This window comes from Pseudomonas sp. WS 5051, assembly GCF_012985715.1.
Classification (GTDB): Bacteria; Pseudomonadota; Gammaproteobacteria; order Pseudomonadales; family Pseudomonadaceae; genus Aquipseudomonas; species Aquipseudomonas bubulae.
Window position 1 is genome coordinate 106,784 of sequence record NZ_JAAQWV010000010.1, and the last position, 18,476, is coordinate 125,259.

An 18,476-nucleotide genomic window follows, 5' to 3' on the forward strand; every position below is an offset into this window, starting at 1 on the left:
GGCGCTCTCATATTTCTAAAAGGACATCTTCTATGCGTATCGTCGTTGCACTGGGCGGTAACGCCCTCTTGCGTCGCGGCCAGCCCATGACCGCCGAGAACCAGCGCGAAAACATCCAGACCGCTACCGCCCAAATCGCCCGCATTGCCCATGGCAACGAGCTGGTAGTGGCCCACGGTAACGGTCCGCAAGTCGGCCTGCTGTCCCTGCAAGCCGCCGCCTACACTGCAGTCGCCCCTTACCCGCTGGACGTGCTCGGTGCTGAAACCGAAGGCATGATCGGCTACATGATCGAGCAGGAACTGGGCAACCTGCTGCCACAGGAGGCCGCGTTTGCCACCCTGCTGACTCAGGTTGAAGTCGACCCCAAGGACCCCGCGTTCCAGAAGCCGACCAAGCCGATCGGCCCGGTCTACACCGAAAGCGAAGCCAAGAGCCTGGCCGCCGAAAAAGGCTGGAGCATTGCTCCGGACGGCGACAAGTTCCGTCGCGTAGTGCCTAGCCCGAAACCCAAACGCATCTTCGAAATTCGCCCGATCAAGTGGCTGCTGGAAAAAGGCACCATCGTGATCTGTGCGGGCGGCGGCGGCATTCCCACCATGTACGGCGAAGACGGCAAGCTGCGCGGCATCGAAGCGGTGATCGACAAGGACCTGGCGTCCTCGCTGCTGGCCCAGCAACTGGACAGCGACCTGCTGGTGATCGCCACTGACGTGAATGCGGCCTTTATCGACTGGGGCAAGCCAACCCAGAAGGGCATTGCTCAGGCCCACCCGGACGAGCTGGAAAAACTCGGCTTTGCCTCGGGCTCCATGGGCCCTAAAGTGGAAGCGGCCTGCGAGTTTGCCCGCAAAACCGGCAAGACTGCCGTGATCGGCGCACTGGCGGATATCGAAGCAATCGTTCAAGGTAAGGCCGGTACTCGGGTCAGCACCGAAAAACCGGGTATCACCTACTTCTGAACCTCGGGGCAGGCCCCGGGGCCTGCCCTTTCCCATAGCCTCAAGGAGTACCCTATGGCCTCGTTCGAACCCGGTCACCTGCATATCCACCGCGAACCGCTGCAACCGAGCGACTTTGGGTATGACATCAAGATCGATTACCAGGTCGTTCAGGATCCCAAGGAAGGCAAGTCGATGCAGTTCGACATGCACGGTCAGATCAACAAGAAGGAGTTCAAGGAGTCCTTCACACTGCCCAAGGACATGGCCTACAACTTTGCCCATGACGCTTTCCAGATTGCCGTGAAGCACGGCATTCCCAAAACCGCCGACATCCGCTCGATGCACGGTTACTACGACAAGATGTTCGCCGACGTGATGGCCCAGCTCAACCACAAGCCGGGCGACCCGATCAAGCTCGACCATCTGGACTGATTCAGCCACTGGCCGAGGGCTGCATTTTTGTGGGAGCGGGCTTGCTCGCGATGCAGGCAACACGGTTTAACGACTAGACCGCGCTGATGCCATCGCGAGCAAGCCCGCTCCCACGGAATTTCACCTATCCCCCCCGCCAAGGCATACTGGCCGTCCCTGCTGGCCAGAAGTGTTTGCCGTTCCCATGCGTATCCATGTCAGTTTTATCGACCGAGTTGGCATCACCCAGGAAGTCCTGGCATTGCTGGGCGGGCGCAACCTCAATCTGGATGCGGTGGAAATGGTTCCGCCCAACGTTTACATCGACGCCCCGACCCTCAGCCCGCAAGTGCTCGACGAGCTGCGCGAGGCCCTGTTTGGTGTCCGCGGTGTGCAAACGGTAACGGTCGTCGATATCCTTCCCGGCCAGCGCCGTCACCTGCAACTGGACGCCTTGCTCGCCGCCATGACCGACCCGGTACTGGCGCTCGACAGCGAAGGCCATGTGCTGCTGGCCAACCCGGCGCTGGTTGCACTGTACGGCCACGAGCCGACCGGCGAAAGTATCGGCCAACTGTTCAGCGACCCCGGGCTGCTCGACGTGCTGCTGGAAAACGGCTTTCGCCTGCCACTGCGCGAAGTCACGCTCAACGGCCATCCGCTGATGCTCGACGCTACGCCGATCACCGATGCCGGCGCCCTGCTTACCCTGTACCAGCCAAGCCGCATCGGCGAGCGCCTGGCAGCCCTGCATCACGATCACGCAGAAGGCTTTGACGCCCTGCTCGGCGACTCACCTGCCATCCGCACGCTGAAAGCCCGGGCGCAGCGCGTGGCGGCCCTGGACGCGCCCTTGCTGATCCAGGGGGAGACCGGCACCGGCAAAGAACTGGTGGCCCGCGCCTGCCATGCCATCAGCGATCGGTTTGGCGCACCGTTCCTGGCCCTGAACTGCGCTGCGCTCCCGGAGAACCTGGCTGAAAGCGAACTGTTCGGCTATGCCCCCGGCGCTTTTACCGGCGCCCAGCGTGGCGGCAAGCCGGGGCTGATGGAACTGGCCAACAACGGCACGGTATTTCTCGACGAAATCGCCGAAATGTCACCCTACCTGCAAGCCAAGCTGCTGCGCTTTCTCAACGACGGCAGCTTTCGCCGGGTGGGCGGCGAACGCGAGGTCAAGGTCAATGTGCGCATCCTCAGCGCCACGCACCGCAACCTCGAAAAAATGGTCAACGAAGGCAGCTTTCGCGAAGACCTGTTCTACCGTCTGAACGTGCTCAATATCGAAGTGCCGCCCCTGCGTGAACGTGGCCAGGATATTTTGTTGCTGGCACGCGCGTTCATGCAGCAGGCCTGTACCCAGATCCAGCGTCCGGCGTGTCGCCTGGCACCCGGTACCTACCCGGCCCTGCTGGGCAACCGCTGGCCCGGCAACGTACGCCAGTTGCAGAACGTGATTTTTCGCGCAGCGGCCATCTGCGAGGGTTCGCTGGTGGACATTGGCGACCTGGATATCGCCGGCACCTCGGTGGCACGCCAAAACGACAGCGAGATCGAGACCCTCGAGCACGCTGTCGAAACATTCGAGAAGGCGCTGCTGGAGAAGCTCTACGTCAGCTACCCCTCCACCCGCCAACTGGCCAGCCGCCTGCAAACCAGTCACACCGCCATCGCCCATCGACTGCGCAAATACGGCATCCCGGGCAAGGCCTGACGGACACAGAGCCCTGTAGATACTCTGTTGCCTGTCAACCCTCCCTGTGGGAGCGAGCCTGCTCGCGAAAGTCGTTCGCGAGCAGGCTCGCTCCCACAGTTAAAATTCCCTTCAGACCTTGCAGCTGCCGAAGGCTGAGTTCGGCAGCCGCCACAGAGTTTGTGCTCCCGCTCATTGGCAACCCAAGCCTTGTATCGAATTCAATCCACCGGAACGAATTCGATACACACCCTCTCTACCCATGCCACGCAAGGCTTTGATCCCCTTGGATTTTTTTATGGCCTTCAGGCTGTATCGAATTCGCTACAGTCTTGCTCTTCGAATACCTCTTTTAAAATCTTAACTCATTGATAAATAAGGATATTTTCAAACTGGCAACCATCTTGCAGAGAACTCCTCATAAGCTCGACCTGCACGAGCATTTACCTGTGACCACCAGACCTGTCTGGCCTTGAGGAGTTTCCATGAGCGAATTGCGTTTTACTGAAGACCACGAATGGCTGCGCGCCGAAGCTGACGGCAGCGTAACCGTGGGGATTACCGCGTTTGCGCAAAACGCTCTGGGTGACGTGGTGTTTGTGCAATTGCCCGAGCTGCAGGCCTACGACAAGGGCGCCGAAGCCGCGACTGTCGAGTCGGTCAAGGCGGCCAGCGGCGTGTATATGCCCCTGGACGGCGAAGTGATCGCAGTCAACCCGGCGCTCGACAGCAGCCCGGAACTGGTCAACGAAGACCCGCTGGGCGAAGGCTGGTTCTTCCGCTTCAAGCCCGCCGACGCCAACGCTGTTGGCCAACTGCTCGATCAGGACGCCTATGACCGCCTGATCAAAGCCCAAGACGACAACTGAGAGCCCAGCCATGACCATCAATCTCAGCACCGCCAATGAATTTATCGCGCGCCATATCGGCCCGCGTCAGGCCGATGAACAGGCCATGCTCGCCACCCTGGGCTTTGATTCCCTTGAAGGTCTCAGCGCCAGCGTGATCCCGGAAAGCATCAAGGGCACCAGCGTGCTCAACTTGCCGGCCGGGCAAAGTGAAGCCGACGCCCTGGCCTCTATCAAGGCCATCGCAACCAAAAACCAGCTATGCAAAACCTATATCGGCCAAGGCTATTACAACTGCCACACGCCTTCGCCAATCCTGCGCAACCTGCTGGAAAACCCGGCCTGGTACACCGCCTACACACCGTACCAGCCAGAAATTTCCCAGGGCCGTCTCGAAGCGCTGCTCAACTTCCAGACCCTGATCAGCGACCTTAGCGGCCTGCCGATTGCCAACGCTTCGCTGCTCGACGAAGCCACCGCTGCTGCAGAAGCCATGACCTTCTGCAAACGCCTGAGCAAGAACAAAACCAGCCACCGCTTTTTCGCCTCCAGCCACTGCCACCCGCAAACCCTCGACGTGCTGCGCACCCGTGCCGAGCCGCTGGGCATTGAAGTGTTTGTGGCCGACGAGCGCGAACTGACTGACGTGACAGCCTTCTTCGGCGCGTTGCTGCAATACCCGGCCAGCAACGGCGATGTATTCGACTATCGCGAACTGGTCGAGCGTTTCCACGCCGCCAACGCCCTGGTGGCTGTTGCCGCCGACCTGCTGGCGCTGACCCTGCTGACCCCGCCGGGCGAGTTCGGCGCGGACGTCGCCATCGGCAGCGCCCAGCGCTTTGGCGTACCACTGGGCTTCGGCGGCCCGCACGCGGCCTACTTCGCCACCCGCGATGCGTTCAAACGCGACATGCCGGGCCGCTTGGTCGGTGTTTCGGTTGACCGTCACGGTAAACCGGCGCTGCGCCTGGCCATGCAAACCCGCGAGCAGCATATCCGCCGCGAGAAGGCCACGAGCAACATCTGTACCGCTCAGGTGCTGCTGGCCAACATCGCCAGCATGTATGCCGTTTACCACGGCCCTAAAGGCCTGACGCAAATCGCCCAACGCACTCACCAGTTGACCGCGATCCTGGCCCGTGGCCTCAGCGATCTGGGGCTGAAGGTCGAGCAGGAACAGTTCTTCGACACCCTGACCCTCAACACCGGCACCCACACCGCCGCGCTGCACGCCAAGGCCCATGCGCAGAACATCAATCTGCGCGTGATCGACGACCAGCGCCTGGGCCTGTCGCTGGATGAAACCAGCAGCCAGTCCGACGTCACTGCACTGTGGGCATTGCTCGCCACAGACGGCCAGGCCCTGCCTGACTTCGACGCACTGGCCACCAGCGTAACGGGCACCCTGCCCGCCGCCCTGCTGCGCCAGTCGCCGATCCTCAGCCACCCGGTGTTCAACCGCTACCACTCTGAAACCGAGCTGATGCGCTACCTGCGTCGCCTGGCCGACAAGGACCTGGCGCTGGACCGCACCATGATCCCGCTGGGCTCGTGCACCATGAAGCTCAACGCCGCCAGCGAAATGATCCCGGTTACCTGGGCCGAGTTCGGCAACCTGCACCCGTTTGCACCTGCCGAACAAAGCCTGGGCTACCAGCAATTGACCACCGAACTGGAAGCCATGCTCTGCGCGGCTACCGGCTACGATGCTATTTCCCTTCAACCAAACGCCGGTTCCCAGGGCGAATACGCCGGCTTGCTGGCCATTCGTGCCTACCACCAGAGCCGTGGCGACGAGCGCCGCGATATCTGCCTGATCCCGTCCTCGGCCCACGGCACCAACCCGGCCACCGCCAACATGGCCGGCATGCGCGTGGTGGTCACCGCCTGTGACGCCCGCGGCAACGTTGATATCGAAGACCTGCGTGCCAAGGCCATCGAGCACCGCGACCACCTCGCCGCGCTGATGATCACCTACCCCTCCACCCACGGCGTGTTCGAAGAAGGCATCCGCGAAATCTGCGGCATCATTCATGACAACGGCGGCCAGGTGTACATCGACGGCGCCAACATGAACGCGATGGTGGGCCTGTGCGCTCCGGGCAAGTTCGGCGGCGACGTGTCCCACCTCAACCTGCACAAAACCTTCTGCATCCCTCACGGCGGTGGCGGCCCGGGTGTAGGCCCGATTGGCGTCAAATCGCACCTGACGCCGTTCCTGCCGGGTCACGCGGCCATGGAACGCAAGGAAGGCGCGGTCTGCGCGGCGCCGTTTGGCAGCGCCAGCATCCTGCCGATCACCTGGATGTACATCCGCATGATGGGCGGTGAAGGCCTCAAGCGTGCATCGCAACTGGCCATCCTCAACGCCAACTACATCGCCCGCCGTCTCGAAGAGCACTACCCGGTGCTGTACTCGGGCAGCAACGGCCTGGTCGCCCACGAATGCATCCTCGACCTGCGCCCGCTCAAGGAAACCAGCGGTATCAGCGTCGATGACGTGGCCAAGCGCCTGATCGATTTTGGCTTCCACGCCCCGACCATGTCGTTCCCGGTGGCCGGCACGTTGATGATCGAACCGACCGAAAGCGAGTCCAAGGAAGAGCTGGATCGCTTCTGTGACGCGATGATCTGCATCCGCGAAGAAATCCGCGAAGTCGAGAGCGGTGGTCTGGACAAGGAAGACAACCCGCTGAAAAACGCCCCGCACACCGCCGCTGAAATGGTCGGCGAATGGACTCACCCCTACAGCCGCGAACAGGCGGTGTACCCGGTTGCGTCCTTGATCGAAGGCAAGTACTGGCCACCGGTCGGTCGTGTCGACAACGTATTTGGCGACCGCAACCTGGTGTGTGCGTGCCCGTCGATCGAGAACTATCAGGAGGCATAAGTCAAAAACTGTAGCCGCTGCCGAAGGCTGCGATGGGCTGCGAGGCGGCCCCGCTTTCGGGCACAACGGCGAAGGCCCTGCGGGCTTTATCGCAGCCTGCGGCAGCGGCTACAGATGATTTGCCTACCCACACAATAAGAAACCGGAGAACCCCATGTCGTTAAGCGTGTTCGACCTGTTCAAGATTGGCATCGGCCCCTCCAGTTCCCATACCGTCGGCCCCATGCGTGCTGCTGCGCGTTTTGTCGAAGGTCTGCGCCGTGATGAGCTGTTGCAACAAACAGCCTGCGTAAAAGTTGAACTCTACGGTTCCCTCGGCGCCACCGGCAAAGGCCACGGCAGCGACAAAGCCGTGCTGCTGGGGCTGGAAGGTGAACATCCGGATACCGTCAACACCGAAACCGTGGCCGAACGACTGGCCGCGATTCGCAGCAGCGGGCGCCTGAACCTGCTGGGTGAACACCCCATCGAATTCATCGAAAAATCACACCTGGCGATGATTCGCAAACCCCTGCCCTATCACCCCAACGGCATGATTTTTCGGGCACTGGATGCCGCCGGCATTCAGATCCGCAGCCGCGAGTATTACTCGATCGGCGGTGGTTTTGTGGTGGACGAAGGCGCGGCAGGTGCCGACCGAATTGTCGAAGACAGTACTGTGCTGCAATACCCCTTCAAAACCGCCAAAGACCTGTTGCGCCAATGCGTAACCCATCACCTGTCGATCAGTGAAGTGATGATGGCCAATGAAAGCGCCTGGCGCCCGGAAGCCGAGACCCGCAGCGGCCTGTTGAAAATCTGGCAGGTCATGCAGGACTGCGTAAGTGCCGGCTGTCGCAATGAAGGGATTTTACCCGGCGGTTTGAAGGTCAAGCGCCGTGCCCCGGCCTTGCACCGTCAGCTCTGTGCCAACCCGGAAGCCGCGCTGCGCGATGCCTTGTCAGTACTGGACTGGGTGAACCTGTACGCCCTGGCCGTCAATGAAGAAAACGCCAACGGCGGGCGCGTGGTCACAGCGCCTACCAACGGTGCGGCGGGAATTATCCCGGCCGTTTTGCATTACTACATGCGCTTTATCGGCGGCGCCAATGAAGACGGCGTGGTGCGTTTTCTGCTCACTGCCGCCGCCATCGGCATTCTGTACAAGGAAAACGCTTCGATTTCGGGGGCCGAAGTCGGCTGCCAGGGTGAAGTCGGCGTGGCCTGTTCAATGGCGGCCGGCGCGTTGTGTGAAGTGCTGGGCGGCAGCGTGCAACAAGTCGAGAACGCCGCCGAGATCGGCATGGAGCACAACCTCGGCCTGACCTGCGATCCGATTGGCGGGCTGGTGCAAGTGCCGTGCATCGAACGGAACGCGATGGGCTCGGTCAAGGCCATCAACGCAGTGCGCATGGCCCTGCGAGGTGATGGTCAGCACTTTGTCTCGCTCGACAAGGTGATCCGCACCATGCGCCAGACCGGCGCCGACATGAAAAGCAAATACAAGGAGACCGCCCGCGGCGGTCTCGCCGTCAACATTATTGAGTGCTGATTTTCAAGGAGTCTCGAATGTCCACCGAACAACTGCTTAAAACCCCGCTGCATGCACTGCACCTTGAACTCGGCGCCCGCATGGTGCCGTTTGCCGGCTACGACATGCCCGTGCAGTACCCGCTAGGGGTGATGAAAGAGCACCAGCACACCCGTGAACAGGCCGGGTTATTCGATGTATCGCACATGGGCCAGATCCGTCTGACCGGTGCTGACGCGGCCAAGGCCCTGGAAGCACTGGTACCGGTGGATATCATCGACCTGCCGGTGGGTATGCAGCGCTATGCCATGTTCACCAACGAACAGGGCGGCATCCTCGATGACCTGATGGTCGCCAACCTGGGCAATGACGAGCTGTTCCTGGTGGTCAACGCCGCCTGCAAGGATCAGGACCTGGCCCACCTGCGCAAGCATTTGAGCGCCCACTGCCAGATCCAGCCGCTGTTTGAAGAGCGCGCCCTGCTTGCCCTGCAAGGCCCGGCTGCAGTCAGCGTACTGCAACGCCTGGCACCGCAAGTGGCGAACATGACCTTTATGCAATTTGCCCCGGTGACCTTACTGGGCGCGGATTGCTACGTCAGCCGCTCGGGTTATACCGGCGAAGACGGTTTTGAGATTTCAGTGCCGGCCGAGCACGCCGAAGCACTGGCCCGCCGCCTGCTGGCCGAGCCAGAGGTTCAGGCCATCGGCCTGGGCGCACGGGATTCGCTGCGCCTGGAAGCGGGCCTGTGCCTGTACGGCCACGACATGAACGACACCACGACGCCTATCGAAGCCAGCCTGCTCTGGGCCATCTCCAAGGCCCGTCGCGCTGACGGCCCGCGGGCCGGTGGTTTCCCGGGTGCCGAGAGCATCTTTGCCCAGCAGCAAAACGGCGTAGCGCGTAAACGAGTGGGCTTGCTGCCCCAGGAACGTACCCCGGTGCGTGAAGGCGCACAAATCGTCGATGCCGACGGCACCGAGATCGGCACCGTATGCAGCGGCGGCTTTGGGCCAACGTTGGGCGCACCCTTGGCAATGGGTTATCTGGATATCGCATTCACACCTGTGGACACTGAAGTCTGGGCCATCGTGCGGGGCAAGCGCGTGCCGATGAAAGTGTCGAAAATGCCGTTTGTAGCGCAACGTTATTACAGGGGTTAAACAGTAAGTTATACAGTTGCATGTTCACGGTGCGTACGTGTCATGCAACTGCTACATAACAGTGCAAACTTTCGATAGCGAAAACAGTCTTTATTACACGAAAATAATTGAACACCTCTATAACGATCCGCTCTTTGACTCTGCGTTTAGAGTATTAAAAACAGCGGCCCTGCGGCGTATTTAAAGGGGCTTGTTTTTTCAATTACAGTTTCGTAGAGTTTGCCCACTGTGTTTGCATGGGTCGCTGGAATCGTGACCTGGGCAGTAGCTCAATGCTTGCTACATCCCGTTCTGCGTCTCTTACTTTCCTGCAACCCAGCACCAGTACTCTTTCATGTGAAAGAGGCTGTCATTAATTGTTAGCGTCAAGGAATTAAGAAATGTCTCAACGTCAGAGCGGTACGGTCAAGTGGTTCAACGACGAGAAGGGGTTTGGTTTCATCACCCCTGAAAGCGGCCCGGACCTGTTTGTGCACTTCCGTGCCATCCAGGGCAACGGCTTCAAAAGCCTGAAGGAAGGCCAGAAAGTGACCTTCATCTCGGTACAGGGCCAAAAAGGCCTGCAGGCTGACGAAGTTCAAGCAGAAGCTTAAATCTCGTGCACAAAAGCCTCTGATGGTGACATCAGAGGCTTTTTTATGGCCGTTATTCCGTAAGATGGCTGTTTTCCTTCACGAGACCCTGCCATGTCGAAACAACCGCTTAGCCCTCAAGGCGACTTTCCCGCCGTTGGCCTGGGGCGCCGCCTGGCAGCCATGTTCTACGACTTTCTGCTGTGTACCGCCCTGCTGATCGTCACGACCTTTATCTACAAGCTGATCATGATGGGCTTTATCGGCGAAGCCAAAATGCGCGAACTGTCAGAAGCAGGCGCCCTGGATGGTGACCCGCTGCTGTCGACCCTCCTGTTTTTCGTCCTGTTCGGTTTCTTTGCCAAGTTCTGGACCCACTCCGGGCAAACCCTGGGCATGCAGGTCTGGGGAGTTCGCGTACAGAACGCCGACGGCACGGCAATCAGCCTGTGGCAGGCCCTTCTGCGTTTTATCGTGTCCATAGGCTCGTGGTTGTGCCTGGGGCTGGGGTTTGTCTGGTCGATCTTCGACAAGCAAAAACGCACCTGGCATGACATGTATTCCAATACGCAGTTGGTACGCGTCCCCAAGCAGAAGAAATAAAAAAAAGCCCGTATCTCGCGATACGGGCTTTTTTATTGCCCTTGTGGGAGCGGGCTTGCTCTCGATGAAGGCAACGCGGTTTCGCCGTTGAACCGCGCCGATGCTATCGCAAGCAAGCCCTCTCCCTCACGGCTGTGCGGCTTACTCCGCCAGCTTGAACGTGATAAAGCTGGCACGCCCCTGACGCAGAACCCGCATCGACACCGAACGGTTCTTCGGCAATGCCTTGGCGATCTCGGTGAACTCCTTGCCATTGGTGATGGCCTGATTGTTCAAGTGCGTAATCACGTCGCCAGGCTGCAGGCCGATCAAGGCCGCAGGACCGTCCTGAACGTCAGTAATGATCACACCGCCCTTGATGTCGTTGGCTTTCTTCTGCTCTTCACTCAAGTCCGCTACGGACACGCCCAGGCGGTTGCTGCTTTGTTCAGCGCCGCCACCCGAAGCGATGTCTTTTGCATCATCAGGGATAGCGCCCACGGTCAGCTCCAGATTCTGGCGCTTGCCGTTACGAATAACTTCAAGGTTGGCCTTGCTGCCGGCCTTGAGTGCGCCAACCAGGTGCGGCAAATCTGCCGACATGACGATCGGCTGACCATTCATGCTCAGAATCACGTCGCCCACTTGCAGACCGCCTTTGGCAGCCGGGCCGTCATCCAGTACCTGCGCCACCAGTGCACCGGCAGGTTTTTCCAGACCGAAAGACTCGGCCAGGTCCTTGTTGACCTCCTGGATCACCACGCCCAACCAGCCACGGCTGACTTTGCCGCCAGCCTTGAGCTGATTGGCAACGTCCATCGCCACATCGATCGGGATTGCAAAGGACACGCCCATGAAACCGCCCGAACGGGTATAGATTTGCGAGTTGATGCCCACGACTTCGCCCGCCAGGTTGAACAGCGGACCACCCGAGTTGCCCGGGTTGATCGGCACGTCAGTCTGGATAAATGGCACATAGCTTTCATTCGGCAGGCTGCGGCCCATGGCGCTGATGATGCCCTGGGTCACGGTGTGGTCGAAACCAAATGGCGAACCGATCGCAACCACCCACTGGCCGGCCTTGAGGTCCTGGGACTTGCCCAGTTTGAGCACCGGCAGGTTCTTGCCATCGATTTTCAGCAAGGCCACGTCAGAGCGCGGGTCAGTGCCCACCAGCTTGGCTTTCATTTCACTGCGATCGGACAGGCGCACAATGATTTCATCGGCATCTGCAACCACGTGGTTGTTGGTCAGGATGTAGCCATCGGGCGAGATGATAAAGCCCGAGCCCAGGGACTGGGCCTCGCGCTGACGCCCGCCTTTGCCACCGGGTGCAGGTGGCAGGCTGCGCTCAAAAAAGTCGCGCAGGCCAGGCGGCAGGCCTTCCAGGTCGGGCATTTGGCCCATGCTGGAAACCCGACGCTCAGGCAGCTTTTGCGTGGTACTGATATTCACTACGGCTGGCGAAGCCTGTTCAACCAGTTGGGTGAAATCAGGCAACTGCGCTTCAGCCATCACCGGCACTGCCTGCCCGAGCATCAGCACGGCTGCAAAAATGGGTAGATAAGATTTCAATCGCGGCATCGACATACAGCTCCCGTTAATAACAGCAGAGTTAAGCGACAGGCACCTAAAAACAAGTCAAAAGCATAGACCGTTTTTCAGACCCCGGAAAACAAACAAGGCCAAAGCCCTTTGGGGCTCTGACCTTTATAAAAAGAGATAAAAATGGCAAATCGAAAATTGTCACCCGCCATGTCGATGCAACCCTATGGTTTAGCCTGAGCATCGTTTTCACCGACACGCATCGACAGGGCAATTCGTTCAGCAGTGCCCATGGGAATTTCACCCACCACCGTGGCCATCATGTCTCCCTGAGGCGTGCTCAGGTGGCGCGTGACCGCAGCTGTGGGCCCGAGCTGGACGCGGGCATCTGGAACAGCAGCGCCCTTGACCGGCTCGATAAACACCGAAAAACGGGCAAGGCCATCGTCATACAGAAGGCTGGTGACTTCGGATTTGGTCCGCGGATCACGGCGCACCGTACTGCTGACCTGCTCAAAACCGGAGGGCAGCCAGTCAGAGTGCCAGGCCTGAACCGAATTGACCTGCCCGGCCCCTTTGTCGGCAGGGGCAACAGCACGGCACTGCCCCGCAGGCGTGAGCTGGCTGTCATCAGGAGGCGTGGTGGCAAAGGTCGTAAACTGGTAGCGCTCAAGCAACTGCCCCTTGTCATTGAGCAACAAGGACTTCAGAGGCAAACCGGTTTCACGATCCAGATACAGCTCAAAACCGTAGCGATGCTGATCACGCGGAGCAAACGATATGACCACTACCGGGCGACCGGCGACCCTGGAGTTGCCCTCGATTGCCACGGCATACAAGTCATTGAACTTCTGGACATCGAATTGACGCGCCGCGACAGCCGTGACATCGCCCAACCCGGAGGCCTGTTTGCCAGTGACACATTCAGTGCGCCCATCCGAGCGGATCACCTCTTGCGCAGTGCCATCAAGCTGCATCAACCGCTCACGAACCTTGCCATCCTGCACGCGGTGCCAGATGCTGTGGGTAGAAAAACTACCGTTACGCTCGTAAACGAAAGTACCCTGATAGCTATGCTGTTGCTCGGCCTGCCCAAGACGTTTTAACCAGTCCTGGGCTTCATCGGCGTGGGCCGGTACTGCAAACCAGCCACTGAGCAGAAGAGGTAGCAAAGGTAGGACGCGCATGATGGTCCTTAACGGTTTTCGAGGCTCGCAGCACGAGCATAAGGCAGAGGGCTTTCAGCCCCTTTCAGCGCTGCTTGCTCTGCGTGCTGGCGCAGGTAGCCAGGCAAACGCTGATCTTGCCAGCCCGGCTGACCTTGCAGGACACCGTTGGCCATCGGGCCGGTGGCCTGATCGGCACTCTCGCTGTAGTTGGCCAGTACTGCCGGACCTTTGGCCATCGGTGCACTCAGGCTCTGCGCAGGGTTCTGCTGGGCGAGCTGGTTGCCAACGATGTCATCCTGGTTGTACAGCCGCACACCCGCCAGAACAGCGACGGTAACCGACGCGGCTACGGCCAGGCGACCAATGCTGCGCCACGGCCCGCGGACAACCTTGGCCGGGGTTTGCTCTTCAGCCAGCGCGGCCGAAACGGCAGATGCGATGTCCAGGCGCGGAATCAACAGGTCCTTGTGCATCACAGCACGGGCCACCTGATAACGGGACCAGGTGTCACGGGTTTGTGTGTCGTCGAAGGCATTCAATACCCGACGTAGTTCCAGTTCGTCCGCTTCGTTATCCATCACTGCGGACAGCGATTCCTGCAGGGCTTCACGACTCATGGCGGTTCCTCTCTTGGCTGTCGCCGCTGTCTCAGTTTTCCTGCAACAACGGCTGCAGGGCTTTATCTATGGCTTCCCGGGCGCGGAAAATCCGGGAGCGCACGGTACCCACCGGGCATTGCATGACGCTCGCAATGTCCTCGTAACTCAGACCATCAAATTCACGTAAAGTTAAAGCCGTACGCAAATCTTCTGGCAGTAGCTGAATAGTGCGATGAACGGTGCCTTCGATCTCGTCTCGGAGCAAAGCGCGCTCCGGCGATTCGAGGTCCTTGAGACCGTGATCACCATCATAAAACTCGGCATCTTCCGAACTCACATCGCTGTCAGGCGGACGTCGACCGCGTGACACCAGATAGTTTTTCGCCGTGTTAATGGCGATGCGATATAGCCATGTGTAAAAGGCACTGTCGCCGCGAAAATTACCAAGTGCCCGGTACGCCTTGATAAAGGCCTCCTGGGCAACGTCCTGGGCTTCATGGGTGTCGTGCACGAAACGCACGATCAACCCGAGAATTTTGTGTTGATACTTCAACACCAGCAGATCGAACGCGCGCTTGTCGCCACGCTGTACGCGCTCGACCAGCTGCTGATCCTCTTCCTGGGCTAGCATGAATACTCCTCATAAGACCGGGAGGAAGATTGCTGTGCTAATTGATCAGGCTTGCAAACATAGACTCGGGCTTTTCGCAAAAGTTCTCTCCCCCCTGGCAAGTTTCCTGCGTGCCCGGATTTGGCACACACGAAAACGCAGCTCGGGCCTGGCCGGCTGCGTCAATAATCTTGTCGTCAAATTCAGCTGTCGAGTCGAAAAAACAAACCCCGCATCAATCTGGACGCCGTTCCCCTGCATCAAGGGCAGCCCACTATGGAACCCCTGGCTATACGAAAAGTTCAAAAACTTCGTATAAAACAAGCCCTGCAGTACCTTGGAAGCGTATCAGAACCCGCGCCATTCCAGAGCACTGCCCCAGCATGCAGATTAATTGTGCAAATCAACATGCAGACCCTTCGTGTCTGAGGCACACTTTGCGCCCGCTGTAATTTCACAATGCCATAAAGGCCCGGCCATTGTGCCGATCCCCCCCTCTATATACTAGAGATACCAGAGGGCGTTTTTTTGCGGATGTGAGAAGAATGAGCCAACATTTTCAACATGATGTGCTGGTGATTGGCAGCGGCGCTGCCGGCTTGAGCCTTGCGCTCACGTTACCCAGCCATATGCGTATTGCAGTGCTGAGCAAAGGCGATCTGGCCAATGGTTCGACGTTCTGGGCCCAGGGCGGCGTCGCCGCTGTCCTGGATGACACCGACACGGTGCAGTCCCACGTCGAAGACACCCTCAATGCCGGTGGCGGGCTGTGCCACGAAGACGCGGTACGCTTTACCGTCGAGCACAGCCGCGAAGCCATCCAGTGGCTGATCGATCAGGGCGTACCCTTCACCCGCGATGACAGCATCGACCCCGAGCAACAGGGCTTTGAGTTCCACCTCACCCGAGAAGGCGGGCACAGCCACCGGCGCATCATCCATGCGGCCGACGCCACCGGCGCGGCGATTTTCAAGACATTGCTCGAACAGGCCCGCCAGCGCCCCAATATCGAACTGCTCGAACAGCGCGTTGCCGTCGATCTGATTACCGAACGCCGCCTGGGCCTGGAAGGTGATCGCTGCCTCGGTGCCTATGTGCTGGATCGTGCCACGGGTGAAGTCGACACCTTTGGCTCGCGCTTCACCATTCTGGCAACCGGTGGCGCAGCCAAGGTGTACCTCTATACCAGCAACCCGGACGGTGCCTGCGGTGATGGCATTGCCATGGCCTGGCGCTCGGGTTGCCGGGTGGCCAACCTGGAGTTCAACCAGTTCCACCCCACCTGCCTGTATCACCCGCAAGCCAAGAGCTTTTTAATCACTGAAGCCCTGCGGGGCGAAGGCGCGCACCTCAAGCTGCCCAACGGCGAGCGTTTCATGCATCGCTTCGACCCGCGGGGCGAACTGGCCCCGCGGGACATCGTCGCCCGGGCCATCGACCATGAAATGAAGCGTCTGGGCATCGATTGTGTGTACCTGGATATCAGCCATGAGCCCGATAGCTTTATCAAGGCCCACTTCCCGACTGTATATGAGCGCTGCCTGGCATTTGGTATCGACATCACTCAACAGGCCATCCCGGTAGTACCTGCGGCGCATTACACCTGCGGCGGCGTGATGGTCGACGAACATGGCCACACCGATGTGCCGGGCCTGTACGCCATCGGCGAAACCAGCTTCACCGGCCTGCATGGTGCCAACCGCATGGCCAGCAACTCGCTGCTCGAGTGCTTTGTGTACGCCAAGTCGGCAGCGGCAGACATCCTTGCCCAGTCGCCCGAAATCGCCGCCCCCGTCGCACTGCCGAGTTGGGATGCCAGCCAGGTGACCGACTCCGATGAAGACGTAATCATCGCCCACAACTGGGATGAGCTACGGCGCTTTATGTGGGACTACGTGGGCATCGTGCGCACCAACAAGCGCCTGCAGCGGGCCCAGCACCGGGTGCGCCTGCTGCTGGATGAAATTGACGAGTTCTACAGCAACTACAAGGTCAGCCGTGACCTGATCGAGTTGCGCAACCTGGCGCAGGTGGCCGAGTTGATGATCCGCAGTGCCATGACCCGCAAGGAGTCGCGCGGCCTGCACTACACCCTCGACTACCCGCACATGCTGCCCGAAGCGCTGGACACTATTCTGGTGCCAGCCACCTACGCCGACTGAACTTCAGTCGCACGCGCAGGCGCCGGTGCTGATCCGGTGCCAGCGCGGCGGCAGGAATGCACACCGCACGCACCCGCCGCTCACCCGGCAAGCGAAAGCGCACCACTACCACCAGGGGTAGCGCCAGGCTGTCACGGCGCAGTTGCACGGCCTGCCAGCCTTGGTCACGACTCCACAACTGCCAGCCATCAACATCATGACGCAACCGGGTAATGGCACTGCCATGGGTCAGGCGGATATGCCTTGGCGACACCCAGGCCCCGTGAGCCAGACACAGCAATGCGCCGAGCAGGTGTGCCCAGGCAGGGATTGAAAGAAGGCAAATAGATATCAGCGCCAGCGACTGGGCTGCAAGATACGCCGCCAGCAATTGCCCCGAGGCATGCCAGCGGCATTCAAAATAATTACTTGGGCTGGACACGGTCCAGAATCATCCGGACCATGCGCTGCAGCTCAGGGTCCTCGGACTCGCTGCGCTCCATAAACCAGCCAAACATGTCCTGGTCTTCGCACTCCAGCAGCTTGCGATAGCATTCGCGGTCTACGTCATTAAGGGTGGCGTACACCTCCTTGACGAAAGGCACCAGCAACACGTCAAGTTCAAGCATGCCGCGGCGGCTGTGCCAGTAGAGACGATTGAGTTCAACATCTTCGACCATGGAGCGCTCCTCAAATAGAACGCAAGTATACAGGCCGATCCGTCATAGAACAGTCGGCTTTGGTCGGCCCCGTCCATCCTTTGCGAACTACCCATTTGCAGGGCGCACCTCTATGATGTATTCCAGACTTATTCAACTGCGATGACCCATGGCCGACTCTGCTTTTTTTTGCACCCTGAACCACGAAGGCATCCTTGCTGTGATCGGCAACGACGCCAGCAAGTTTCTGCAAGGGCAGCTGACCTGCAACCTCAACTATTTGAGTGAAACCCGCTCAAGCCTTGGCGCCCGCTGCACGCAAAAAGGCCGTATGCAGTCGAGCTTTCGCATCGTGCTGCAAGACAACGGCTGCCTGCTGGCAATGGCGCGCGAACTGGTTGAACCGCAGTTGGCGGACCTGAAAAAGTACGCGGTGTTCTCCAAGTCCAAACTGACCGATGACAGTGCCAACTGGGTACGCTTTGGCCTGGTAAATGCCGACTCGGTGCTGCAAAGCCTGGGCCTGGACCTGCCAGCTGAAACTGACAGCGTTGCCCGCGCCAGCGACCTGATCGCCATTCGCGCTTCTGAAGGCCGCGCGGAACTCTGGGCCCCTGTCGAACAGACTGAAAGCCTCGTTCAGCACCTCAAGGCACAGCTGCCCGAGGCCGACCTCAACCAATGGCTGCTGGGCCAGGTTCGCGCCGGCATTGGCCAGGTCATGGCCCAAACCCGTGAGTTGTTCATTCCGCAAATGATCAACCTGCAGGCCGTAGGCGGTGTCAGCTTCAAAAAAGGCTGCTACACCGGCCAGGAAATCGTTGCCCGCATGCAATACCTGGGCAAACTCAAACGCCACCTCTACCGCCTGTCCCTTGAGGCGGGGCATGCTGCGCCCGCCCCCGGCACGCCGCTGTTTACCCCGTCCCACGCCAGTTCCGTGGGCGAAGTGGTACTGGCCGCTAACGCCGAAAACGGTGTTGAGCTGCTAGCCGTGCTGACCAGCGATGCTGCGCAAGCCGGAGATATTCACTTGGGTGACCTGCAAGGCCCTGGCCTTTCACTGCTTGAGCTGCCGTATCAACTGGACCGCGATCGCGAAATCCAGCGTTGATTGCCACACATTGAAATGCAGTACCT

At 59.7% G+C, this 18,476-nt stretch carries 17 protein-coding genes; 11 read left to right on the forward strand and 6 right to left on the reverse strand.

The window, feature by feature from the left end; translation table 11 throughout:
* Positions 1 to 32 precede the first annotated feature (32 nt).
* The 9 genes from arcC to HBN79_RS16975 all read left to right on the forward strand — a co-directional run bounded on the left by arcC (position 33) and on the right by HBN79_RS16975 (position 10,634).
* Entirely contained in the window at positions 33 to 962 is a 930-nt protein-coding gene (arcC, locus tag HBN79_RS16935) for a carbamate kinase (RefSeq protein WP_095001375.1), read from the forward strand.
* Between the two features lie 54 nt (positions 963 to 1,016).
* Positions 1,017 to 1,376, forward strand: a complete 360-nt coding sequence (locus tag HBN79_RS16940; RefSeq protein ID WP_095001374.1) for a DUF5064 family protein — start codon at positions 1,017 to 1,019, stop codon at positions 1,374 to 1,376.
* 184 nt (positions 1,377 to 1,560) lie between these two features.
* Positions 1,561 to 3,069, forward strand: coding sequence for a sigma-54-dependent transcriptional regulator (locus tag HBN79_RS16945; protein WP_095019742.1), 1,509 nt, complete (start codon positions 1,561 to 1,563; stop codon positions 3,067 to 3,069).
* Between the two features lie 464 nt (positions 3,070 to 3,533).
* Positions 3,534 to 3,917 carry a glycine cleavage system protein GcvH gene (gene gcvH, locus HBN79_RS16950; protein ID WP_095001372.1) on the forward strand — a complete coding sequence of 128 codons (384 nt, stop codon included), beginning with the start codon at positions 3,534 to 3,536 and terminating at the stop codon, positions 3,915 to 3,917.
* A 10-nt stretch (positions 3,918 to 3,927) separates the two neighbouring features.
* Positions 3,928 to 6,786 carry an aminomethyl-transferring glycine dehydrogenase gene (gcvP, locus tag HBN79_RS16955; protein ID WP_095019741.1) on the forward strand — a complete coding sequence of 953 codons (2,859 nt, stop codon included), beginning with the start codon at positions 3,928 to 3,930 and terminating at the stop codon, positions 6,784 to 6,786.
* Positions 6,787 to 6,940: 154 nt separating this feature from the next.
* Complete coding sequence (locus tag HBN79_RS16960; protein ID WP_095001370.1) at positions 6,941 to 8,317, forward strand: L-serine ammonia-lyase; 1,377 nt, start codon at positions 6,941 to 6,943, stop codon at positions 8,315 to 8,317.
* A 17-nt stretch (positions 8,318 to 8,334) separates the two neighbouring features.
* A complete protein-coding gene (gene gcvT / locus HBN79_RS16965; protein WP_095001369.1) occupies positions 8,335 to 9,459 on the forward strand; it encodes a glycine cleavage system aminomethyltransferase GcvT in 1,125 nt (374 codons plus the stop codon).
* A gap of 380 nt (positions 9,460 to 9,839) precedes the next feature.
* A complete protein-coding gene (locus HBN79_RS16970) occupies positions 9,840 to 10,052 on the forward strand; it encodes a cold-shock protein (RefSeq protein WP_016782052.1) in 213 nt (70 codons plus the stop codon).
* Between the two features lie 93 nt (positions 10,053 to 10,145).
* The gene (locus tag HBN79_RS16975) at positions 10,146 to 10,634 is read left to right on the forward strand and encodes an RDD family protein (protein WP_095019738.1); all 489 of its coding nucleotides are present in this window, start codon (positions 10,146 to 10,148) and stop codon (positions 10,632 to 10,634) included.
* Between the two features lie 141 nt (positions 10,635 to 10,775).
* Here the strand turns inward: HBN79_RS16975 and HBN79_RS16980 are convergent, their stop codons facing one another.
* The 4 genes from HBN79_RS16980 to rpoE form a co-directional block, all read right to left on the reverse strand.
* Complete coding sequence (locus HBN79_RS16980) at positions 10,776 to 12,203, reverse strand: DegQ family serine endoprotease (RefSeq protein WP_095019737.1); 1,428 nt, start codon at positions 12,201 to 12,203, stop codon at positions 10,776 to 10,778.
* Between the two features lie 179 nt (positions 12,204 to 12,382).
* Positions 12,383 to 13,345 carry a MucB/RseB C-terminal domain-containing protein gene (locus HBN79_RS16985; RefSeq protein WP_095027214.1) on the reverse strand — a complete coding sequence of 321 codons (963 nt, stop codon included), beginning with the start codon at positions 13,343 to 13,345 and terminating at the stop codon, positions 12,383 to 12,385.
* An 8-nt stretch (positions 13,346 to 13,353) separates the two neighbouring features.
* Entirely contained in the window at positions 13,354 to 13,944 is a 591-nt protein-coding gene (locus tag HBN79_RS16990) for an RseA family anti-sigma factor (RefSeq protein WP_095019735.1), read from the reverse strand.
* A gap of 31 nt (positions 13,945 to 13,975) precedes the next feature.
* Positions 13,976 to 14,557, reverse strand: coding sequence for an RNA polymerase sigma factor RpoE (gene rpoE / locus HBN79_RS16995; protein ID WP_016782046.1), 582 nt, complete (start codon positions 14,555 to 14,557; stop codon positions 13,976 to 13,978).
* Between the two features lie 524 nt (positions 14,558 to 15,081).
* On the opposite strand from rpoE, the gene nadB reads away from it, so the two are divergent.
* Entirely contained in the window at positions 15,082 to 16,698 is a 1,617-nt protein-coding gene (gene nadB, locus HBN79_RS17000; protein WP_095024516.1) for an L-aspartate oxidase, read from the forward strand.
* On the opposite strand, the gene HBN79_RS17005 is transcribed toward nadB, so the two are convergent.
* Both HBN79_RS17005 and HBN79_RS17010 read right to left on the reverse strand, forming a co-directional pair.
* The gene (locus tag HBN79_RS17005; protein WP_169916920.1) at positions 16,667 to 17,119 is read right to left on the reverse strand and encodes a protein YgfX; all 453 of its coding nucleotides are present in this window, start codon (positions 17,117 to 17,119) and stop codon (positions 16,667 to 16,669) included. The two genes, nadB and HBN79_RS17005, sit on opposite strands and share 32 nt — an antisense overlap.
* Positions 17,103 to 17,357, reverse strand: coding sequence for a succinate dehydrogenase assembly factor 2 (locus HBN79_RS17010; protein ID WP_048363403.1), 255 nt, complete (start codon positions 17,355 to 17,357; stop codon positions 17,103 to 17,105). Before HBN79_RS17010 ends, HBN79_RS17005 begins: the two co-directional genes overlap by 17 nt.
* A 148-nt stretch (positions 17,358 to 17,505) precedes the next feature.
* On the opposite strand from HBN79_RS17010, the gene HBN79_RS17015 reads away from it, so the two are divergent.
* Positions 17,506 to 18,450, forward strand: coding sequence for a folate-binding protein YgfZ (locus HBN79_RS17015; protein WP_095001355.1), 945 nt, complete (start codon positions 17,506 to 17,508; stop codon positions 18,448 to 18,450).
* The last annotated feature ends 26 nt before the right edge of the window (positions 18,451 to 18,476 follow it).

Excerpts from the sequence above, each read along its gene's own strand:
- HBN79_RS17015 (WP_095001355.1), top strand. The coding sequence starts at position 17,506 with ATGGCCGACTCTGCTTTTTTTTGCACCCTGAACCACGAAGGCATCCTT.
- gcvH (WP_095001372.1), top strand. The coding sequence starts at position 3,534 with ATGAGCGAATTGCGTTTTACTGAAGACCACGAATGGCTGCGCGCCGAA.
- HBN79_RS16945 (WP_095019742.1), top strand. The coding sequence starts at position 1,561 with ATGCGTATCCATGTCAGTTTTATCGACCGAGTTGGCATCACCCAGGAA.
- HBN79_RS17010 (WP_048363403.1), bottom strand. The coding sequence starts at position 17,357 with ATGGTCGAAGATGTTGAACTCAATCGTCTCTACTGGCACAGCCGCCGC.
- HBN79_RS16980 (WP_095019737.1), bottom strand. The coding sequence starts at position 12,203 with ATGTCGATGCCGCGATTGAAATCTTATCTACCCATTTTTGCAGCCGTG.
- arcC (WP_095001375.1), top strand. The coding sequence starts at position 33 with ATGCGTATCGTCGTTGCACTGGGCGGTAACGCCCTCTTGCGTCGCGGC.
- HBN79_RS16940 (WP_095001374.1), top strand. The coding sequence starts at position 1,017 with ATGGCCTCGTTCGAACCCGGTCACCTGCATATCCACCGCGAACCGCTG.
- gcvT (WP_095001369.1), top strand. The coding sequence starts at position 8,335 with ATGTCCACCGAACAACTGCTTAAAACCCCGCTGCATGCACTGCACCTT.
- HBN79_RS16960 (WP_095001370.1), top strand. The coding sequence starts at position 6,941 with ATGTCGTTAAGCGTGTTCGACCTGTTCAAGATTGGCATCGGCCCCTCC.
- rpoE (WP_016782046.1), bottom strand. The coding sequence starts at position 14,557 with ATGCTAGCCCAGGAAGAGGATCAGCAGCTGGTCGAGCGCGTACAGCGT.
- HBN79_RS16985 (WP_095027214.1), bottom strand. The coding sequence starts at position 13,345 with ATGCGCGTCCTACCTTTGCTACCTCTTCTGCTCAGTGGCTGGTTTGCA.
- gcvP (WP_095019741.1), top strand. The coding sequence starts at position 3,928 with ATGACCATCAATCTCAGCACCGCCAATGAATTTATCGCGCGCCATATC.
- HBN79_RS16990 (WP_095019735.1), bottom strand. The coding sequence starts at position 13,944 with ATGAGTCGTGAAGCCCTGCAGGAATCGCTGTCCGCAGTGATGGATAAC.
- HBN79_RS16970 (WP_016782052.1), top strand. The coding sequence starts at position 9,840 with ATGTCTCAACGTCAGAGCGGTACGGTCAAGTGGTTCAACGACGAGAAG.
- nadB (WP_095024516.1), top strand. The coding sequence starts at position 15,082 with ATGAGCCAACATTTTCAACATGATGTGCTGGTGATTGGCAGCGGCGCT.
- HBN79_RS16975 (WP_095019738.1), top strand. The coding sequence starts at position 10,146 with ATGTCGAAACAACCGCTTAGCCCTCAAGGCGACTTTCCCGCCGTTGGC.